The sequence below is a fragment of the Moraxella sp. CTOTU47579 genome (genome assembly GCF_032004885.1).
Taxonomy (GTDB): domain Bacteria; phylum Pseudomonadota; class Gammaproteobacteria; order Pseudomonadales; family Moraxellaceae; genus Faucicola; species Faucicola tetraodonis.
The window spans coordinates 25,476-46,620 of record NZ_DALZOJ010000003.1; the positions used below are offsets into that span (position 1 = coordinate 25,476).

Genomic DNA, 21,145 nt, shown 5'->3' on the forward strand with positions numbered 1-21,145 from the left:
ATTGACGAAATACAAGATTTTTAGGGTGCGTTTTACGCACCTTTTTAACGTTTAATTGATGGTAGAAAATTGTAGAGAAAAATTATGAGCGAAAACACCAACCAAATCACCGAAGAAATGAATGCGTTTTATGAGCGCGCTGATGAGTTTATCCAGCTTGCCAATACCCTTCGCACCGATGATATACACGCAGGTAAAATCAATGCCTCCATGCTGTATGCGGTCGCGCGTTTTAGCGCATGGACAGCGGCAACGGGATTCGTCAAAGGCAGTGACTACGCCAAAGAAAAACAAGATATTATCGAACATTTCACCAAGAATTTTGAGCGTATGCTGTCGGATAATATCGATGACTATGCCGAAAACTTCCAAAAATATATGCAAATCGGCAAACAATAAAAACCATTTTATCAACAAATTTTCGTTGATTTTAGGGCGATAGTTGGATAGATTAAAAATTAACATCCCACTAAAAAGATTGCTATGTCCGTCAAAATCGCCCTTACTACCCTTCTTCCTGTTCTTTCATTACTTGGTCTATCCACCTTATCCAGCCATGCCGAAACCGTGGCAGGCTATCGCTTTGAAAATTACCCTGCCACACTATATATAGGCAAACCTGCCAAACTTAACTATAAAAGCGACCCCATTGCAAAGTTGTTTAAAACTCGGATTACTGAAGCCTATCAACAAGCTGAGATAGGTTTTGGGGGCAACTTTGTGGTGGCAATGTGGGGCTGTGGCACAGGGTGTATTAATGGGGCAATGGCAGATAAACGCACGGGACGTGTATATCCGCTACCCATTAACGAGGAAACCGCGTATGACTTTGGCTGTTGGTCAGTCGATGATAGCGATGAAGATGAACGAGTGCGTTTTTACCCCAATAGCCGTTTGTTGATTACTCGTACTTGTGAGCAAGCGCCTATTGAAAACAGCAACACCGCCAAACGCCATGTCACCTATTACGTGAATGTATGGAATGATAAAACCAAAAAATTCAACCTTATCAAAACTGTCAAACAAAAAAAAATGGTGATCACCGAACAGCAAACCACCACCGAATAACCCAATTTAACAACCCAAGATGAGGCAGGCAAAAATGCAAAGTTCAGCCTAATGAGTTCAGCCTAATAAGCTGCTTCAACCCATCAATACCTAGCATAACTCAGAAGATAAGCGTGCTAATAAACTTAGAATAAACGCGATAATAGCACGCCTATCAGCACCATGACCAATATAATCACACTCACTCGCCACACCCAACGTGGAATTAATGGCACTTTGATATTCTCTTGTTTAAGATGATTGTCAAGCCCTTGTGTCAATGTGCTAAAGCCTTGCTCTTTAGTCTCTGCTGATGGCGCAAGAGGTGCAGTAGGCGGCGTTTGACTGTTTGCCGCTAACGCTTGGCTTTCATACGCATCAATTTGTTGTTTTGCCTCGTCTAAGCTAATCCCCTGCTCTTGGGCGTGGGTTTTAATGGCGATGACGTAGTTTTTTTTATCGACCAGTTGCTTAATATGACTCGGTAACGTTGATTGTGCCATAAGTAATTCCTCAAATTTTAATCCGTATATCATGCCTAGTTTGCTAAACTTATTTTAGAAGAATGTAGCAACAGGCGCCTGTTTATTGTAAATAAATGTAAACAAACCATCGACATTTTGGGCAAAATATTCATGTTTTAAAAGTTAGAGCGACTAATTATGTAAAAATAGAAGTTTACTATTCATTTCTCGAATACTATTATTTTTACTTAACTTATTTTTTAAAAATGTCGTACTGACAGTTAGTTTTTTTGTGCGTATACTGGTGGGTATACTAAAGCAAAGCAGCAAATAACCTGCCCTAAACCTAAAGCAGGGCTGATTAACACTAACTTTGCTATTTTCCCCTTCAATCATGTAAAAAGGAAGCAACATGGCACCTATCTCTGCAGGTCGCAAATTCCGTGACGCCATCGAGTCTGAAAAAGCCGAAGGTCGTCCCCTTCAAATCGTTGGCACTATCAATGCCTACACTGCCATGATGGCAAGTCAGGTCGGTCATAAAGCAATTTATCTCTCAGGTGGCGGTGTTGCTAACGCCTCATTCGGTTTGCCTGACCTTGGTATGACGAGCCTTAACGATGTATTGACCGATGCCACCCGTATCACCAATGCGGTTGACACGCCATTATTGGTTGACATCGACACGGGTTGGGGCGGCGCATTTAACATTGCCCAAACCATCAAACAGATGGAAAAAGCAGGCGTTGCCGCGGTCCATATCGAAGACCAAGTGGCGCAAAAACGCTGTGGTCATCGCCCCAACAAAGAAATCGTCTCAACCAGCGAGATGGTTGACCGCCTAAAAGCTGCGCTGGATGCCAAAGTTGACCCAGATTTTGTGGTGATGGCACGAACCGATGCGCTGTCAGTGGAAGGTTTGGATGCTGCGGTTGAACGTGCGGTGGCGTTTCAAGAAGCAGGCGCGGACATGATTTTTGCTGAGGCATTGACCGATATCGCCATGTACCGCAAATTTACCGACGTGTTAAACATTCCCGTGCTTGCCAATATGACTGAGTTTGGGCAAACCGACCTTTACAGCACCAAAGAGCTATTTGACGTGGGCGTTGACATGGTACTTTACCCATTATCCGCGTTCCGTGCGATGAACAAAGCCGCCCTCAATGTCTACCAAGCCTTAAAAGATGAAGGCGTACAAACCTCCGTGGTCGACACCATGCAAACCCGCATGGAACTGTATGATTTCTTAAATTACCACTCATATGAGCAAAAATTAGACGCATTATTTAAATCAAAAAAATAATTGGCGAACTATGCTCAACACTTAAGGCTGAATGCTTAAGGCTAAACATTTAATAAAGCTAAAAAGGAGTTTTACCATGTCAAAAGACACCCCAGTGACAGACGCGACTGACAACAAGCCAAAACCCAAAAAGAGCGTTGCCCTATCAGGCGTACCCGCCGGTAACACTGCCCTATGTACCGTAGGTCGTACAGGCAATGACTTAAGCTATCGTGGTTATGATATTTTGGATTTGGCAAAAGACAGCGAGTTTGAAGAAGTGGCGCACCTACTGATTCACGGTCATTTGCCAAACCGTCATGAGCTAGCGGCGTACAAGAAAAAACTTAAAACCCTGCGTAACTTGCCCGTCAATGTACTGGCGGTGTTAGAAGCCTTGCCTGCCCACGCTCACCCGATGGATGTGATGCGTACTGGCGTATCGGCACTGGGCTGCACCTTGCCTGAGCGTGAAAGCCAACCTACCTCAGAAGCCCGTGATATCGCCGACAAGCTTATCGCCTCATTGGGTTCTATGCTGTTGTACTGGTATCACTACAGCCACAATGGCAAAGTCATCAGCCTTGAGAGCGACCAAGACAGCATTGGCGGTCACTTCCTTGAGCTACTACAGGGTGAAGCCCCCAGTGAATCGCATATCAAAGCCATGCACATCTCGCTTATTTTGTACGCTGAGCATGAGTTCAATGCATCAACCTTTACCAGCCGTGTGATTACGGGCACTGGCTCGGATATGTACTCCGCCATTAGCGGCGCAATCGGTGCGTTAAAAGGTCCAAAACATGGCGGCGCCAATGAAGTGGCGTATGACATCCAAAAACGCTACCGCAATGCCGACGACGCAGAAAAAGACATCCTTGAACGTCTTGAGAAAAAAGAAGTCATCATTGGCTTTGGTCACCCTGTCTACACCGTGAGCGACCCACGCAACGTGGTCATCAAAGAAGTGGCTCGTAACTTATCCAAAGAGACTGGCGACATGACCCTATTTGATGTGGCAGAACGCCTAGAAAGCGTGATGTGGGATAACAAAAAAATGTTCCCAAATCTGGATTGGTTCTCGGCAGTGAGTTATCACAAGCTTGGCGTACCAACGGCGATGTTTACCCCATTATTTGTGATTGCGCGTACCGCAGGCTGGTCAGCGCATGTGCTTGAGCAACGTGCCGATGGCAAAATCATCCGTCCAAGTGCCAATTATACAGGACCTGATGACCAAAAATTTGTACCGCTGGATGAGCGTCAATAATTAGCGTTTTAATCGTATAAAAAGCCTTTCAGGTCAGCTCACCCATTGATTTGAAGGGCTTTTTTTCTAATGGATTATTAATTTTAAGGTTAAGCCAAATGACAAGCCAATACCGCAAACCCTTACCCAATTCTGATTTAGAATACTTCGATACCCGCCAAGCGGTGAACGACATCACCCCAGACGCGTATGATAAACTTCCCTACACCTCGCGTATTTTAGCTGAGCAATTGGTGCGTAAAGTCACTGATTCAAATGAATTGACCGCTGCGCTTAAACAGCTCATCAACCGCGAGCGTACGTTAGACTTTCCTTGGTACCCTGCGCGTGTGGTGTGTCACGACATCTTAGGTCAAACTGCCCTTGTGGACTTGGCCGGTCTACGTGATGCGATTGCCGAACAAGGTGGCGACCCATCAAAAGTCAACCCAGTGGTTCAAACTCAGCTTATCGTTGACCACTCATTAGCCGTAGAGTGCGGTGGTTATGACCCAGACGCATTCGAAAAAAACCGTGCGATTGAAGACCGTCGTAACGCTGACCGTTTCCACTTTATCAACTGGACCAAAACTGCGTTTGAAAACGTGGACGTGATTCCAGCCGGTAACGGCATCATGCACCAAATCAACTTGGAAAAAATGTCACCTGTTGTTCAAGTGCAAAACGGTGTTGCTTACCCAGATACTTGTGTGGGTACTGATAGCCACACGCCACACGTTGACGCATTGGGCGTTATCTCTGTGGGTGTTGGTGGTCTTGAAGCGGAAACCGTTATGCTTGGTCATCCATCAATGATGCGCCTGCCTGATATCGTGGGCGTACACCTCAAAGGCAAACGCCAAGCAGGCATCACCGCCACCGATATCGTACTTGCACTCACTGAGTTTTTGCGTAAAGAGCGCGTGGTCGGTGCCTATGTGGAATTCTTCGGTGAAGGCGCAGACAGCCTATCCATCGGTGACCGTGCCACCATCGCCAACATGACCCCAGAATATGGTGCAACCGCAGGGTTATTTTATATTGATGGGCAAACCATCGACTATTTACGCCTCACAGGGCGTGAAGACAAACAAGTCGAACTGGTGGAAAACTATGCCAAAACTGCAGGGCTTTGGTCATCTGATCTCGTCAATGCCGACTATGAGCGTGTACTTGAGTTTGATTTGTCACTCGTGACCCGTAACATGGCAGGTCCTTCAAATCCCCATGCGCGTGTATCGACTTCTGAGCTTTCTGCCAAAGGCATTGCCCATGCCGAAGGTGAAGCCGTGCCTGAGTCAGAGGATGGCTTAATGCCTGATGGTGCGGTGATTATCGCGGCTATTACCTCGTGTACCAATACCTCAAATCCTCGTAATGTGGTGGCAGCGGCATTACTTGCCAAAAAAGCCAACGAACTTGGTTTGACCCGTAAACCTTGGGTGAAATCATCATTCGCCCCGGGCTCAAAAGTGGCTGAACTGTACTTGCAAGACGCTAACCTATTGCCAGAACTGGAAAAACTCGGCTTTGGTATCGTGGCATTTGCCTGTACCACTTGTAACGGTATGTCGGGTGCGTTAGATCCCGCGATTCAGCAAGAAATCATCGACCGTGACTTGTATGCCACTGCGGTGTTGTCAGGCAACCGCAACTTTGATGGACGTATCCATCCGTATGCCAAACAAGCCTTCTTGGCAAGCCCGCCGTTAGTCGTCGCGTATGCGATTGCAGGGACGATTCGTTTTGACATCGAAAAAGACGTGCTTGGCGTGGTCAATGGTAAAGAGATTCGCCTGATTGACATTTGGCCATCGGATGAAGAGATTGACGCGATTGTGGCAAAACACGTTAAACCTGAGCAATTCCGTCAAATCTATATCCCGATGTTCAACCTTGACCGTAGCGAAAAAGCCGACAGCCCACTGTATAACTGGCGCCCACAGTCAACCTATATCCGCCGTCCACCCTACTGGGAAGGCGCGCTAGCGGGTGAACGCACGCTAAAAGGTATGCGTCCACTTGCCATCTTGCCTGACAATATCACCACCGACCACTTGTCACCGTCCAATGCGATTTTGGCAAGCTCGGCGGCAGGCGAATACTTGGCAAAAATGGGCTTACCCGAAGAAGACTTTAACAGCTATGCCACCCACCGCGGCGACCATTTAACCGCGCAACGTGCGACTTTTGCCAATCCAAAACTGTTTAATGAAATGGTGAAAAATGACGATGGCAGTACCAAACAAGGCTCACTGGCTCGCGTTGAGCCTGAAGGTCAAGTGATGCGGATGTGGGAAGCGATTGAGACCTACATGAACCGTAAGCAGCCACTCATCATCATCGCAGGCGCGGATTATGGTCAAGGCTCTAGCCGTGACTGGGCTGCCAAAGGTGTGCGCCTAGCTGGGGTAGAAGCGATTGTGGCGGAAGGTTTTGAGCGGATTCACCGTACCAACCTTATCGGTATGGGCGTGCTGCCGCTTGAATTTAAAGCTGGGACGACGCGTATCACGCTAGGGCTAGATGGGACTGAGACGTATGATGTGATTGGTGACATCTCGCCACGTTGTGATTTGACGCTGGTGATTAATAAAGAAGGCTCTCAGCCGCTTGAAGTGCCTGTGACGTGCCGTCTTGATACCCAAGCGGAAGTGGATACTTACAATGCTGGGGGCGTGTTACAAAAATTCGCGCAAGACTTCCTAAAAGGTGAAGTGGCTTAAATTATTTTTAAACTATATAAGTAAAGCTAGGATAACTTTATGCTATAGTTATTCTAGCTCCGTAGATTCTTTAGGAAAAATATGTCACTAACTCAAGAAAACTCAGTAAATTTTCTAGAAAAAATTGAAATTACTTTATTGAAAAATATAAAAAATTTATCTATTTCTTTTTCTGAAAATAAAAGAATTACTGCGATTTTTGGAGAGAATGGTTGTGGCAAATCGACTATTCTGTATTCTCTAGCATGCGTTTTTCAAAAAAAAACAGCACGAAATGGTTATTACATAGGTGAGCAATATAGATTTCCAGATTTTTTTCCTCCAACAAGTTTAGGTCAATGGAATGGCAGTGAATTAACAGTTTTTTACACCGAAAATGACACTCAAAAAAGTAGACTGTACAAGAAAGGAGAACGCTGGACAAGGTATGAAGATAGACCCAGAAGAGAAATTTATTTTCTAGGTATAAATATTTGCGTACCTCAAATTGAAATTGAAACAAAAACTAGTCAAATAAAAATAGAGCAAGATAAAGACTCAGAATTAAAAGCAAAAGTAATAAAAGATATTAGTTATGTTATGAATAGGAATTATACAAAAATATCTTTTACAAATAAGAAAAAGTATAAATTAGCAGAAATATCAGATATGTCTTACCCTAGTATTTTTATGGGTGCTGGTGAAAATAAAATCATTGAAATACTAAGAGTTGTACATTCTGCAGGTGACAATTCTTTAATTTTAATAGATGAGTTAGATTTAACTTTACATACCCTTGCACTTAAAAGACTATTGGAAAGAATATCAATAATATCTAATGAAAAGAAGTTACAAGTCATATTTACTTCTCATAGAGAAGACATCGTCAATTTTGTGAATCTAAAAGATAAAATTGATGTAAAATATATCACGAATAGACTTGGAGATAATACAGCTTGCCTTGATGACATTACATCTGATATGTACTTAGAGCTAACTGGAAATGAAGTAATTGAAAATATTATATATGTAGAAGATAATATAGCTGAAGCCATTGTGAAAGAGTTTTTAATAAAAAATAATTTACATCAAAATACTAAAATTTTAACTTTTGGTGCAATAGAGAATGCTTTTACTGTAGCTTGTGGACTATTTTTATCTAAAGAAGATATTTTTAAGAAATGTTTATTCATATTGGATGGTGACCAATGTACTTTAGAAAGCGAAAGAATGGAAAAAATAAAAAAATTAATAACTGGTAATGAAAGTTTCGCACAAGCAAACAGACAAACTGTTTTGGAAAAAATCATACAATTTAATTCACCGAATAGAGAAAGTCCAGAAAAGGTTATTTCTGATACCATAATTAAAACAGAAGATAATAGCCCTGAAAAAATTATTTTGGAAAGACAGAAAAGAAATAATACTTTTAAAGATAATCATAATTTATTACCGAATGATATTACTGAGATTGTAAAAATAATATCTAAGTTTAGTCAGCAGGATATTTGGGAAGATTACACCCTTGAATTAAGGAATAACCTACTTAATTGCGCTCAAACAAATCAAGAAGAAAATGAAAGTCCAAAATAAGGACATTATCGTAATTTAATCACAGCCCTATGCGCCCCACAAATACCAATCAAAGCCATTCATATGCAAGGCGGGAATAAGTCGAAAACTGTCTATAAATACGCAGTCTGAATATCGATAAATTAAATCGCTTAAAAAAATAGCCAGTCAATCAACTGGCTATTTTTCACTGTCAGCACTAACCAATCACATCAACGCCCATATACGGACGCAGCACTTCAGGCACCGTAATCGTACCATCCGCATTTTGGTAATTTTCCATGATGGCAAGCAAGGTACGACCCACCGCAAGACCTGAGCCATTTAACGTATGCACCAGCTCAGTTTTTTTGCCGTCTTTGACACGCGCTTGCATACGGCGCGCTTGGAAGTCGCCACAGTTTGAGCAGCTAGAGATTTCACGGTAGGTAGTCTGAGACGGTAGCCACACCTCGATATCATAGGTTTTGACCGCGCCAAAGCCCATATCACCGCCACACAGCACAATCACCCGATACGGCAAACCAAGCTGCTGCAAGATATATTCCGCTTGTCCTGTCATGTCCTCTAAGGCTTGCATTGAAGTCTCAGGATGGACGATTTGCACCATTTCCACTTTTTCAAACTGGTGCTGACGAATCAAGCCGCGGGTATCACGCCCTGCACTGCCCGCTTCACTACGAAAACAGGGGGTATGGGCAGTCACTTTGATGGGCAGAGATTCGGGGTCTAGGATTTTGTCACGCACACTGTTGGTAAGCGGTACCTCTGACGTAGGGATTAGGTAATACTCTTTTTCACCGCGCAGCTTAAATAGGTCTTCTTCAAACTTTGGTAGCTGCCCTGTACCAAGCAGGCTGTCGGCATTGACCATATACGGCACATACATTTCAGTATAGCCGTATTTGTCGGTATGGGTAGTAAGCATAAAGGCAATCAAGGCGCGGTTGAGTTTGGCGAGTTGACCTTTTAGCACGCTAAACCGTGAGCCAGTCAGTTTGGCTGCCATTTCAAAGTCAAGTAGCCCCAAGTCTTCGCCCAAGTCGCTATGGTCTTTGACCTCAAAATCAAATTGGCGCGGCTCACCCCATCGACGCATTTCGACATTGTCGTTTTCATCCTTACCTGCCGGCACGCTGTCATCAGGCAAGTTTGGGATGGTTAAAGCTGCCGCCTGAATTTTATCTTGCAAGGCTTTGAGCGCGTCTTCCGCTTGTTTCATCTCGCTACTGATGGTCGCCATTTCTGCCATTAAGGCGTCAGTATTTTCGCCATTGCGTTTCATCAAGCCGACTTGTTTGGCGCCCGCATTTTTTTTGGCTTGTAGTTCTTCGGTTTTGACTTGAATGGATTTGCGCTGTTCTTCGACTTGCTGCCAAAATGCTTTATCAAGCTCATAGCCGCGTTTGGCAAGTTTTTCGGCGACCGTGTCTAGTTCTGTACGCAGTAATTTTGGGTCGATCATGGCGATAAGTTCCTTAAATTGTTCAAATTTGAGTTAAAGCAGCAAAATGGCTGTTGATATTAGCGTGTATGATACCAAGATTGCAGCGATTTTTCACGGTAGCGACTAGAAATACACGGCAAATTGACAATTTATCGGTATGCGCTTATCGGCGTTCGCCCCTTGCCGCATTGGGGGTAAAACAAAAATTTATCAAAAAGTGCGTTGTTAGGTTTATTTTTGGGTCAAGGTTGGGTAAGATAAGCCTTCTTTTATCGTTTTGTAACTATCGTTTGATAGTGAGTGAATTGTTTATGGCGCTGTACCCTTACACCCTACAACCTGTGGATTTGAATCTGACCGAGGACGAGTTTCGTCAAGCACAGCTGCAGCTGTTTGATGCCAACAACCAAACTTTGACCAAAATCACCCCAAAAACTTGGGCAATTTTGGCAGTCATTGTGGTGCTAGCGATTTTAGGTCTGATTTTTGTGCACGGTTATTCCACCATTGTTTTTTGGTTGATGCTCGTGGGTGTGGTAATTTATTTGCTGGCGCGTACCTACGGTCTAAAATGGTATGTCAAACGAGAATTTGAAAAACAAATGGCAAGCCAAAGCATGCCGCCAGAGATGCAACAAATCAAGCTTGGCGTACAGCAGCACGGGGTAGTAATGTCCATGCCTGCACCCAACATGCCCGCCATGCCACGCGGCTACAATCAGCCTTTGGTGCGTAGCAGCGGTATGCAGCAAGCAGTCATCAAATGGGATAGTGTCACCAACTGGCAAGAAACGCCTGATTATATTTTTATGATGTTTGATGTCAAAAATCCAAAAACGGGGGAAAGCCAACAAGGCAGCCAAATCGTCCCCAAACGCCTTGCTAATCAAAAATTCCCGATTGATACCTTACGTCATCATTTACAGCAAAACATCGGAAAACAAGGTTTTGATTTAACCGACAAACCGACTGATAAATATTTCCCAGAAAACAATTAAGACAACGATTAAGACTAACACAGCAACTAATTATCGATGACCACAAAAACTGCAGCCAAAAAACTGCAGTTTTTTTATGGCGGCAAGCAAAACTATTTACCAAATTTGCACACAGCTGTGCGAAATGTTTGATATTATTTTTAGGGTAATACCGTACATTTTAATTGATAAAATTAAACGTACTGATAAAAACGATTAATTTTAATAACAGATTGTTTAGGCTTACAATTAAGTCCTAAACAAATAAAAATCATCATTTTAGGAGATAACAACATGGCAAAACAAGCCACTACAAAACAATCAGCAACCAAACAAGACTCAGAACAATTAGACAATACCGATAAATCAGGTGAAAAAGTGACTCCCTCCAAATCTACTGCTTCCAAATCTGCCTCAAGTAAAACACGTGATATCAGCTTAGCCGCTGCAGACATGAGCGCCATTGTTGAGCAATTAAATACCTTATTAGCCAACTATCATGTGTTCTATACCAATGTGCGTGGCTATCACTGGAACGTGCGTGGCTCAGATTTCTTTACCCTCCATGTGAAGTTTGAAGAGTTATATACTGCGCTGCAAGTCCAGATTGATGAAATTGCTGAACGCATTTTGACCTTACAAGGTACACCACTACATGCTTATAGCGATTTCTTAAAAATCTCAAGCATCAAAGAAGACAAAAACGTCTCTGACGGTGTGGCATGTGTGAAAGGTATTTTAACGGGTCTGACTATGACCATCGCTAAAGAACGCGAAATCATTGACTTAGCGGATGAAGATGACGATCAAGGCACTGCCGACCAATTGACTGCGTACGTGCAAGAACAAGAAAAATTGGTGTGGATGTACAATGCCTATCTTGGCTAATCGTCCCATCTGACCAAAAAGACGGCTTTAATAGTCGTCTTTTTTATTGCGTGGTAAAATAAAAACACAATATATAGATTTTCAAATGTCAATAAATTTAATTAGTTATTTTTTTGATATACAAATAGTTATATATTTCAATATGTTATAAATTTTATCCTTAGAAATCAAGTCCTTGGGTGGATTGCAATTTCTATATGTTGTTATCTATAATAGCCAAGCATACTAGCCAGTTGATGCATTTGTTAGCTGATTTACTTGTTAACTGATACTGCTACGCCACTTGTCTTGAACTTTGATTGAAGAAGATTCACCGCTATGTCATATTCCATCTTTTGCCAAACCAAAAATGACCCATTGCTTGAGCCGATGTTTTTTGGTCAGCCTGTCAATGTGGCACGTTACGACCAACAAAAATTCCCTGTTTTCGAGCAGTTGATTGAAAAGCAATTGTCGTTTTTTTGGCGTCCAGAAGAAATTGACGTTTCCAAAGACCGCTTGGATTTTAGCAACTTGTCAGTGCATGAACAGCATATCTTCTTAAGCAACCTAAAGTACCAAACCTTGCTTGATTCGATTCAAGGTCGTAGCCCCAATGCCGTGCTACTGCCGCTGGTATCGATTCCTGAATTAGAAACCTGGATTGAAACATGGTCATTTTCTGAGACCATCCATTCTCGCAGCTATACCCACATTATTCGTAACGTGGTCAATGACCCAAGCAAAGTATTCGACGATATCGTTGACAATCCTTTTATCCTAGAGCGCGCGACAGGGATTGCCAAGTTTTATGACGAGCTGTATCAACTGTCTCAGCTATATAACCTATACGGTGAAGGTCGTCATGTCATCGATGGCAAGCCCGTCGAGGTCAATTTACGCCTGCTTAAAACCAAATTGTACCTATGCTTGGTGGCTATCAATGTGCTAGAAGCGATTCGTTTTTATGTGTCGTTTGCTTGTTCATTTGCCTTTGCTGAGCGCAAACTGATGGAAGGTAATGCCAAAATCATCAAAATGATTGCCCGTGACGAAGCGCTTCATCTAAACGGCACCCAGCATATGATTAATTTGATGCAATCGGGCAAAGATGACCCTGACATGGTAGAAATCGCCCAAGATTGCCAACAGCAAGCCATTGAAATTTTCAAAGACGCGGCTGAACAAGAAAAAGCTTGGGCAAAATATTTGTTTAAAGATGGCTCAATGATTGGCTTGAATGAAAATATCTTGGTGCAATACGTTGAGTACATTACCAACCTACGTATGGATGCGATTGGCTTACCCCCTATTTTTGCGGCGATTAAAAACAACCCAATTCCATGGATTAATGCTTGGCTGTCCTCAGACAACGTGCAAGTCGCGCCCCAAGAGTCAGAAATCACCTCTTACTTAGTCGGTCAAATTGACGCAGAGCTGAGTGATGATGCGTTTGATGATTTTGAATTGTAATTCGTCATACGCTTATTTTATTTAGGCAATATAATCGATTATGGCATGGATTTTTACCAACAACACGCAGTTTTATTTGCATGACGCTGAGACGCTGCTACAAGGCATGCTTCGCTCAAAAATCTCTGCCAATCATCAATGCCTTGAAGGTTATTGCGGTACTTGTAAGCTCAAATACCGCCGTCGCCACCATGACACCCGTATCGACTATATTCACCCGCCGCTTGTGATGTTAGACGATGACGAAATCCTACCCTGCTGTTGTCAAGTCAGAGGGGCAATCGAGCTTGATATCGATTGATTTACCAAAATAACCCGCCAAAAACTGCGCGAAATGCCGCATAAAGCGAAAACTTACCCGCTTTGCCTTTAATTTTCTCCCCGCGAACCTCATATAATCCGTTATAATAATAGGTTGACTACCGCTTTTTAATCATACTAAATCTTTATTTAGTCCTCGACTGTCATTTGCAGGGTGTATCCCTTGATAAAAATGAAGAAATACAGTCATTAGCTTATTTGTCGTGCTATTACATTATTTATTTTTTTAACCAATATCAAAGCGAGCCCTCATGAGCGAACATTCAACTTCTCAATTAGCCACGCTGATTCAATTAGGTAAAGAGCAAGGTTATCTCACCTATGCTGAGATTAATGACCAACTCCCCGAATCGGTAACTGAAAGTGACCAGATTGATGATATTATTCAAATGCTCACAGACGTTGGCATCAAGATTTTTGAGACCGCGCCTGATGAAGACGACATTATGCTTAGCGATGATGCGGATGATGACGAAATTGCTGTCGATGAAGCCGCCGCGGTACTTGCCTCAGTAGAATCTGAGCCAGGTCGCACCACTGACCCTGTGCGTATGTATATGCGTGAGATGGGTACGGTTGACCTACTCACCCGTGAAGGTGAGATTGCGATTGCTAAGCGTATCGAAGATGGTATTCGAGATGTACAACATGCCATGACCTTTTGGCCAGGTACCGTGGCTATGCTCATTAATGAATACCACCAAACCTTTGAAGGTGAAAAGAAAGTCTCGGATATTATTACCGGTTTTCTTGACCCTGAAGCCGCTGATGTCATCCCGCTTGCCGATGACGAAGAGGTAGAAATCGCGTTACCGATTATCAAACCTAAAGTCAAAGACGAAAAAGCCGAGGATGAGCTCGACGATGAAGCCGAAAACGCCGATGAAATCGAAGAAGCCGATGGCGACGTCAGTGAAGATGCCGATACCGAAGAAGCCAGCGGTCTTGACCCTGAAGAAGTGCGTCTGCGCTTTGAAGAATTAGAGCAATTGTTCACCAAGGTCAAAGATTTATTAGCCACCCATGACCGTGATAGCGAAGTGGTCAAAGCGGCGATGAATGAGCTTGCCAACTGCTTTATGCTATTTAAGCTCAATAGCCGCGTCTCTGACAATATCATGGATATGATGCGCGAGGTGTATGAAGACGTGCGTAAAAACGAACGTCACATCATGAAACTGGTGATTCGCCGCGGTAAAATGCCAAAAGATGAGTTTCGCAAAACCTTTCCGCATAATGAAACCAACCTTGACTGGCTCCCTAACCGTATCGCAGGCAAACCTGCCTTTGCCGACACGTTAGAGCGGGTACTTGATGAAGTATTACAGTATCAAGGTCGTATCCAGCAGCATGAGCAAAATCTTGGCATGAACATCGACCAAATGAAAGTGGTCGCACGTAACATGTCTGTGGGTGAAGCCAAAGCCCGCCGCGCCAAAAAAGAAATGGTCGAGGCGAACTTACGTCTGGTTATTTCGATTGCTAAAAAATATACCAACCGCGGTTTGCAGTTCCTTGACTTGATTCAAGAAGGTAACATTGGCTTGATGAAAGCGGTAGATAAATTTGAATATCGCCGTGGTTATAAATTCTCGACCTATGCCACTTGGTGGATTCGCCAAGCCATCACCCGCTCGATTGCTGACCAAGCCCGTACCATCCGCATCCCTGTACACATGATTGAGACCATCAATAAAATCAACCGTGTATCGCGCCAGCTATTACAAGAAATGGGACGCGAGCCTACCCCTGAGGAGTTGGGCGAACGCTTAGAGATGGACGAAGTCAAAGTCCGTAAAGTACTCAAAATCGCCAAAGAGCCTATCTCAATGGAAACCCCAATTGGGGACGATGAGGACAGTCACTTGGGTGATTTTATTGAGGATTCGAGCATCTCAAGCCCAGTGGATGAAGCAACGGCACAAGGGTTAAAAGAAGCTACCCGTGAAGTGTTAGCCAACCTCACCGAACGTGAAGCCAAAGTGCTTAAAATGCGTTTTGGTATTGATATGTCTACCGACCATACCTTAGAAGAAGTGGGTAAACAATTTGATGTCACCCGTGAGCGTATTCGTCAGATTGAAGCCAAAGCGCTGCGTAAACTGCGCCACCCTTCTCGCTCGGAACATTTACGTTCATTTCTAGAGAATGATTAATGTTATATCCATCCAAAAAAGCCGAGACAATGTTCTCGGTTTTTTTATGGGAGGATTTATGAATGTGATTTTTCTATAAATGTGGCTTTTTATGAATTGGGTTATAAATGGGGTTATGGATAGGTTTATGGATGGGGCTTTTTTCAACGCCAAACCCCAACGTCTTGAAATTATCGGTTTTACCCTCATTTAGACCCTAAAGAAATTTATACAACCTTAGGTGATGCCATGAACGATAAAACAATTACGCTTAATAACTTGGAAGCCGCTGCATGTAGTACGCGAGCGGCGAAACCTACGGATATCCAGCACCCAGAATTGTGGAATTTTCCGATGGACTATCCGTTAAGTATCATCGGTCATGAAGGTCACAAAGAGACACTACTCGATGAAGTAAAATTAATTTTGGGTAGCTTATTTCCTGAATTTGATTTGGCAAGTTTGACTATTAATCCATCGCGTACCGGTCGTTTCCACTCCGTACGTGCCAATGTATATTTGACAGAAGCCGAGCAAGTCAATAACTTATATAAAATGCTGGATGAAGCGGCAAGTATTCGTACCGTATTATAAACCTGTCATGATTAAAAATGGCACGATTGATTGACGTACAAAAAAGCGGGATACATCAGTTATCCCGCTTTTTTTATCTGTTTTATATGGGTTATCAGCAGTTGATGCTTCGTTTGCCCGATTATTGGCTCAAAAGTAACAACTGATAGGCAGCTTTGTAGGCATCATAATTAAAATCATAGCTTGCCTCAAAGTGAGGTTTGAGTTTTTCAATTAACTCATCATCCCCCTCGTCAGATAGGCTGATATGCTTGGCTTGGGTCTGCATGTCTTCGATAGCGATTTCGCCCAGTAATTGATTAAACTTATCATGCGCCTGCGTTTGCTTGGCAATATCGGCAGCCGTCATGGGGACGGGTGCGGATGCAGCCGCGTCGCGTGATGCAGTATCAGCGTAGCTAGATTGCTGGCTCGCTGCCTGTTCTTGGGCGGTGGCTTTGTCGATTTTTTCACAGATTTTGGCAAGACGGGTGCGTGATGTTTTATCAAGTTTATCTGTGTACAAGAGCAGCGAACAAGCTTGTTGTTCTTCGCTTTCCTCTACAATATCTACTGCCGCTGCACTTTCTACATCGCTGGCTACATCGCTCGGTTTGTCGCTGATAGCTTGATACAACTGGCTAAAAATCTGGGCGTCAGATTTGCCTTGCGCTTTAAGTTTGGCAATCTGTTGCAAGTATTGTTGATTGCGATAGGTTTTATCAACAATCCCTGCGATATGTTCAGCAAGTTCCTCATCGACATAGGCTTCAACGTCTGTAACCGCTTCTTGCTGACGGCTATCAGTATTCATGACTGCATAATTATCGGCCTGTATTTTTGCAAGTTTGGTTGCAGCGGCGTTTAGCGCCGCCATATCTATTTCGCTCAGGCTTGCTTCATCTTTTTGCAACACAAACTGGTAGGTATAGAGGGTGACAAAGGTCTCGACAAACCCTTTGTTTTGTTTGAGCAAACTATAGGACAAAGCTTCTAAATTCTTATCACTGTCAAAGACTTTGGATTGTTTTGTCGCCGCCCATAGATTGTTATTTTTTGATGCTTGTTGCCAAGTGATTGCCTTGTTGAAGATATCAGGATTGACGCGGGCTTTGCCATAATCATAAAAATTAACCACTGTGCGCATTTGGGTCTTGGGCTGATTGGTAGTCGGCGTGGTTTTTTCAAATGCTGGCAAATCACTCATTGCCACCATATTGAGTAATTGATTTTGGCGGTTGAGTCCATAGCTGATACGGATGTCATCATCCATTGAGATAAAGCTGCTATTTGCCTCTTTGCTTATCTCAGCTTGCAGCGCTTTAAAGGCTTGCGGATTGGCGTCGATGATTTTTGCCAGTGCAGCAGCACTGACCAATTTGTCTGATTGGTATTTGTCAAAGGCTGCTAAGGCTTTTGCAGTTTGACCCAATTCATCACTGGTCGACTCATCAGTGGTTGACTCGTCAGTGGCTGTTTGAGTCTCTAAACTATCCATTGCCTCTGCAGCATCGGCACTGGCTGGGTCAGCAGCGCTGTCATCTGATTGCGCGCGCATTTTGTCAATGGCTTCATACAGGCGCATGGCAGATTCATACGCTTTTTCCTCAACGCTTGCCAACTCATGGCTGTCAAAGGCTTTTTTCATCAGATACCTTGGGCTAACGGCAAGGCTGCCAAGCTGCTTTAGCTCATCATCTTTGGCAAAATCGGCTGGATTGATGAATGATTTTAGGTAGCGCTCATTGACGTGGAAGAACAGCAAATACTCGGCTAGCATTTGATTGTAGCCAATGCGGTAGCCAATGCGCTGGCTCACACCTTTGGCTTTATCTTCAGTAGTCAAAGCCAATGTCTGATAATCGCTTTCTTTGGCAAGGGTGGCATTTAGCAGTGACATCTGTTCAAATACCTTGAATAAGGCTCTTTTATCTATCTTTTTATCTTTTAGCAGTTTGCTATAGTCATATTCAATGTAGCGTCCATCATATTGCGGGTCGGTAGCAAACTCAGAGAGTCCCGATAAGTCAGCATATACTTTTGAGCGCGCGAAATCAGCCGCTAGTGGCACTTTGATAAACGCCCCCGCATTGTTCTGCACGTAGCGAAATTCAGGCACGATTGACATTTGCCCTCTGCGAAGATCCACCACACCTGTGGAGGCAAACTCAAAGCGCTTGGTTAAAATATCCATCACTTGCCCCACTTCGCTTTGTTCACGGGTTTGGTGATTGACCCCCTCTGTGACCAAGGCTTGTTGGCGAGCATCAAGGTGCTGTGCTGTGCTAAGCTGCTGGATAAGTTTTAAACGATTAGGGCTTGCAGGTAGCGCTTGTGCACCACGCAGCGGTGGGCGCACCACATTGACTCGATAGTCATAAGCATAGCTTTGGCGACTCACCAAATTTTGGTTGGCTTGCAACACACGTTGAGACAGCGGCTGACTCGCGCTAGGCTGTGTGGCACAGCCATGAATCCCCAGCAAGACGATGGCAAAAGTGAGAGGCTTGATACTAAAGGCGATGGCTTGTTGCGCATTCATTGATCTTCCTTAACAAATTTTATCATAAATCCTATCTTTATAACTGAATTGATTTTTTTTGTAAACAAAAAGCCAGTGTTATGCTACCGTGTTTACAAAGATAATGGGTAATCTAACGGAGTTTTGCTATCATACGGATTAAATACCGCAAAATTGCTTAAAAACCACTCATTTAAAAACTAATCACTTAAAAACCAGTCACTTAAAAACCACTTAGAAGAACCCTTGTATGTCGCAACTTAATCTACCCGCTAATCTTAGTTTACCCACTAATTTAGAACACTTACTCACCCAATTTTTACAGGCGCAGCTGCCCAAGCCCATACAACTTGACCCAAGCGTGCTTGCCTACCGATGGCAATCCAATAGCCGCACGGGCAGCGGTGAATTGGTGCCTTTAACCGTAGATTTGCGATTGACGTTGGATGATTTGCTTGGCATTGATGGGCAAAAAAATAAACTGATGCAAAACACGCGCCAATATTTAGCAGGCTTACCTGCCAATCATGTACTCATGACAGGCACACGTGGCGCAGGTAAATCGTCGCTCATTCGGGCATTGCTCAATCAATATAAAGCGGATGGTCTTCGTATTATCGAAGTGTCACGAGATGATTTGGTGATGTTAGAGCCGATTCGCCAAGCGGTACGAGACCTTCATACAACCCAGCCCAATCATGGCTGTCATTATGTGGTGTACTGTGATGACTTAGCGTTCAATGGGCAAGATGAGAATTATCGTACGCTCAAAAGTGTGCTCGATGGCGCGCTAGATAGCGAGCAAGACAAGCTACTCGTCTATGCGACCAGTAACCGCCGTCATCTACTACCGCAACTGATGAAAGACAATGTGAGCATTTATAATGGGCAAACCGATGAAGTCAATCCGTATGAGACGATTGATGAAACCGTGTCGTTGTCTGACCGCTTTGGGCTGTGGCTGTCGTTTCATCCCATGAACCAGCCTGTGTATTTGGATATTTGTGCGCATTATTTGGCGCAAGCAAGTTTACCCTTTGATGAGCAAGCAAAAGCCGCTGCCTTGCGCTTTGCCAGTGAACGCGGTGGACGCTCTGGGCGCGTGGCGTATCAGTTTAGTCGGTATTTTATTGGCATGAAAGGGTTGGAAAATTAACATGTACACATCTCAAGACCAACTGACCGAACTGGTGCGCAGGCTGGAAGAAAAACAGCATATTTTTGCCGCCGACCCTATCCTTATCACGGAAAAACTGCAACATGAGTCGGGTGAACCGCTGAGCAAATTGCGCCGCCGCGCCTCACGTATTGATAATGACGGTAAACTTGCGCAGCTACTCACTATCATTGACACCCGCGTCAATGGCGTGATTTGGGGATTGACTGTGCTGTGGTTTATTTTGGGCTTTGTCGCGTTATTTGGCTTGATGCAAGCGCAGGTGGTGAACTTTTTTTATGTGCTAGCCAGTTTATTAGGGTTTAATACCATTATTTTGTTGGTTTGGCTCGGCTGGATGCTGTTCTCACCGCGCAACAAACCCAGTTTTTTTGGTGCTTTTTTCACCCCGGCAACCCTAGTGCGTGGCAAAGATATTGTCACCCAAACAGCGGTCGAGCTATATCAAGACCAGCTCAATCACGCTGGCACCAAATGGTACGTCAGTCGTATCAGCCACCAGTTTTGGTTAGCCAGTCTGTCGGGGATGTTGGTGTCGTTAATTCTATTATTATTGGTGAAAAATTATAATTTTGTATGGGAATCAACCCTACTACAAGACAGCAACGTGGTGGAAGTGGTCAAGCTGATGGCTTGGCTCCCCAACTGGGTAGGCTTTCCTACACCAACAGCACAAGATATTATCACCGCACAGATGAATCCTGAAACCACGCCACAGATGATTTCGTTTCGCTGGGCGATGTTATTAATTGGCAGCCTACTGATGTACGGTATCGTGCCACGTTTGCTCGCATGGCTATGTTGTCTGGTGATGGTGCGCTCAAGTCGTATGAAGCTTGATATCAAACAGCCGTACTATCAAAAAATTATCGACTTTTGGCAGCGCAAAGTGATTGACCCCGATGACAGCCCTGCTGAGCAAAAACCTATCGCGCCCACTGCGCAAATCAGCCTAGCCAATAAACTTGCCGTGTTGCTCGAATACCCGCAAGCCAACCCGCAATGGTATGCTAAAACCGTCGGCATGGCGGCGCAAGACTTTGGTCGTATCGATGATCGGGATGACTTGGAAAAACTGATTGCCTACCTTCAAATCAACCCTGTTCAAGTGCTAGTCGGTATCTCTAATCTCGCACTCCCCGACCGTGGCACCTTGAGAAAACTCGATAATATCGCAAGCGCGGCAAAAGGCGGCATGATTGTACAACTGCTCGATACCAATCAAGGCTACCTGCCGAGTCCGAGCGAAATTGAAACCATCAAAGCCCGTCAACTACAATGGGAAACCGCGTTGGCAGAACGCCAGATTGCCCTAGTAAGAGAAAATTAACC

At 43.9% G+C, this 21,145-nt stretch carries 17 protein-coding genes; 14 read left to right on the forward strand and 3 right to left on the reverse strand.

Annotation, left to right across the window (positions count from 1 at the left end; translation table 11 throughout):
• Nucleotides 1-84 precede the first annotated feature (84 nt).
• The gene (locus RTP55_RS02685; protein WP_007115719.1) at nt 85-399 is read left to right on the forward strand and encodes a DUF3144 domain-containing protein; all 315 of its coding nucleotides are present in this window, start codon (nt 85-87) and stop codon (nt 397-399) included.
• An 84-nt stretch (nt 400-483) separates the two neighbouring features.
• Nucleotides 484-1,068 (forward strand): hypothetical protein, encoded by a 585-nt coding sequence (locus RTP55_RS02690; protein ID WP_007115718.1) that lies wholly within the window; start codon nt 484-486, stop codon nt 1,066-1,068.
• A 125-nt stretch (nt 1,069-1,193) separates the two neighbouring features.
• Here the strand turns inward: RTP55_RS02690 and RTP55_RS02695 are convergent, their stop codons facing one another.
• A complete protein-coding gene (locus RTP55_RS02695; RefSeq protein ID WP_312384024.1) occupies nt 1,194-1,550 on the reverse strand; it encodes a hypothetical protein in 357 nt (118 codons plus the stop codon).
• Nucleotides 1,551-1,923: 373 nt separating this feature from the next.
• Here RTP55_RS02695 and prpB point away from each other — a divergent pair, with 373 nt between their 5' ends.
• From prpB to RTP55_RS02715, 4 genes are all read left to right on the forward strand, one after another.
• Entirely contained in the window at nt 1,924-2,817 is an 894-nt protein-coding gene (gene prpB / locus RTP55_RS02700; protein ID WP_007115716.1) for a methylisocitrate lyase, read from the forward strand.
• 76 nt (nt 2,818-2,893) lie between these two features.
• Nucleotides 2,894-4,066, forward strand: a complete 1,173-nt coding sequence (prpC, locus tag RTP55_RS02705) for a bifunctional 2-methylcitrate synthase/citrate synthase (protein WP_203172036.1) — start codon at nt 2,894-2,896, stop codon at nt 4,064-4,066.
• A 98-nt stretch (nt 4,067-4,164) separates the two neighbouring features.
• The gene (gene acnD / locus RTP55_RS02710) at nt 4,165-6,771 is read left to right on the forward strand and encodes a Fe/S-dependent 2-methylisocitrate dehydratase AcnD (protein WP_312384029.1); all 2,607 of its coding nucleotides are present in this window, start codon (nt 4,165-4,167) and stop codon (nt 6,769-6,771) included.
• 81 nt (nt 6,772-6,852) lie between these two features.
• The gene (locus RTP55_RS02715) at nt 6,853-8,343 is read left to right on the forward strand and encodes an AAA family ATPase (protein WP_312384030.1); all 1,491 of its coding nucleotides are present in this window, start codon (nt 6,853-6,855) and stop codon (nt 8,341-8,343) included.
• Nucleotides 8,344-8,521: 178 nt separating this feature from the next.
• Here RTP55_RS02715 and serS read toward each other — a convergent pair whose 3' ends face one another.
• Complete coding sequence (gene serS / locus RTP55_RS02720) at nt 8,522-9,787, reverse strand: serine--tRNA ligase (RefSeq protein WP_312384031.1); 1,266 nt, start codon at nt 9,785-9,787, stop codon at nt 8,522-8,524.
• A 293-nt stretch (nt 9,788-10,080) separates the two neighbouring features.
• Between serS and RTP55_RS02725 the strand changes: the two genes are divergently transcribed.
• The 6 genes from RTP55_RS02725 to RTP55_RS02750 all read left to right on the forward strand — a co-directional run bounded on the left by RTP55_RS02725 (nt 10,081) and on the right by RTP55_RS02750 (nt 16,136).
• The gene (locus tag RTP55_RS02725) at nt 10,081-10,767 is read left to right on the forward strand and encodes a YcxB family protein (protein WP_203172591.1); all 687 of its coding nucleotides are present in this window, start codon (nt 10,081-10,083) and stop codon (nt 10,765-10,767) included.
• A 273-nt stretch (nt 10,768-11,040) separates the two neighbouring features.
• Nucleotides 11,041-11,634 carry a Dps family protein gene (locus RTP55_RS02730; RefSeq protein ID WP_409418194.1) on the forward strand — a complete coding sequence of 198 codons (594 nt, stop codon included), beginning with the start codon at nt 11,041-11,043 and terminating at the stop codon, nt 11,632-11,634.
• A 318-nt stretch (nt 11,635-11,952) separates the two neighbouring features.
• On the forward strand, nt 11,953-13,086 hold the full coding sequence (gene nrdB / locus RTP55_RS02735; protein ID WP_060994288.1) for a class Ia ribonucleoside-diphosphate reductase subunit beta: 1,134 nt from the start codon (nt 11,953-11,955) through the stop codon (nt 13,084-13,086).
• Between the two features lie 40 nt (nt 13,087-13,126).
• Nucleotides 13,127-13,387 carry a 2Fe-2S iron-sulfur cluster-binding protein gene (locus RTP55_RS02740; protein ID WP_312384036.1) on the forward strand — a complete coding sequence of 87 codons (261 nt, stop codon included), beginning with the start codon at nt 13,127-13,129 and terminating at the stop codon, nt 13,385-13,387.
• Between the two features lie 271 nt (nt 13,388-13,658).
• Nucleotides 13,659-15,563 carry an RNA polymerase sigma factor RpoD gene (gene rpoD, locus RTP55_RS02745; protein ID WP_312384038.1) on the forward strand — a complete coding sequence of 635 codons (1,905 nt, stop codon included), beginning with the start codon at nt 13,659-13,661 and terminating at the stop codon, nt 15,561-15,563.
• A 228-nt stretch (nt 15,564-15,791) separates the two neighbouring features.
• Entirely contained in the window at nt 15,792-16,136 is a 345-nt protein-coding gene (locus tag RTP55_RS02750) for a YbeD family protein (RefSeq protein WP_312384040.1), read from the forward strand.
• A 121-nt stretch (nt 16,137-16,257) separates the two neighbouring features.
• Here RTP55_RS02750 and RTP55_RS02755 read toward each other — a convergent pair whose 3' ends face one another.
• Nucleotides 16,258-18,657, reverse strand: coding sequence for a hypothetical protein (locus RTP55_RS02755; RefSeq protein ID WP_312384042.1), 2,400 nt, complete (start codon nt 18,655-18,657; stop codon nt 16,258-16,260).
• A 229-nt stretch (nt 18,658-18,886) separates the two neighbouring features.
• On the opposite strand from RTP55_RS02755, the gene RTP55_RS02760 reads away from it, so the two are divergent.
• Both RTP55_RS02760 and RTP55_RS02765 read left to right on the forward strand, forming a co-directional pair.
• Nucleotides 18,887-19,792: an ATP-binding protein gene (locus tag RTP55_RS02760; RefSeq protein ID WP_312384044.1), complete on the forward strand. Its 906-nt coding sequence runs from the start codon at nt 18,887-18,889 to the stop codon at nt 19,790-19,792.
• Between the two features lies 1 nt (nt 19,793).
• The gene (locus tag RTP55_RS02765) at nt 19,794-21,143 is read left to right on the forward strand and encodes a DUF2868 domain-containing protein (protein ID WP_312384045.1); all 1,350 of its coding nucleotides are present in this window, start codon (nt 19,794-19,796) and stop codon (nt 21,141-21,143) included.
• Nucleotides 21,144-21,145 lie beyond the last annotated feature (2 nt).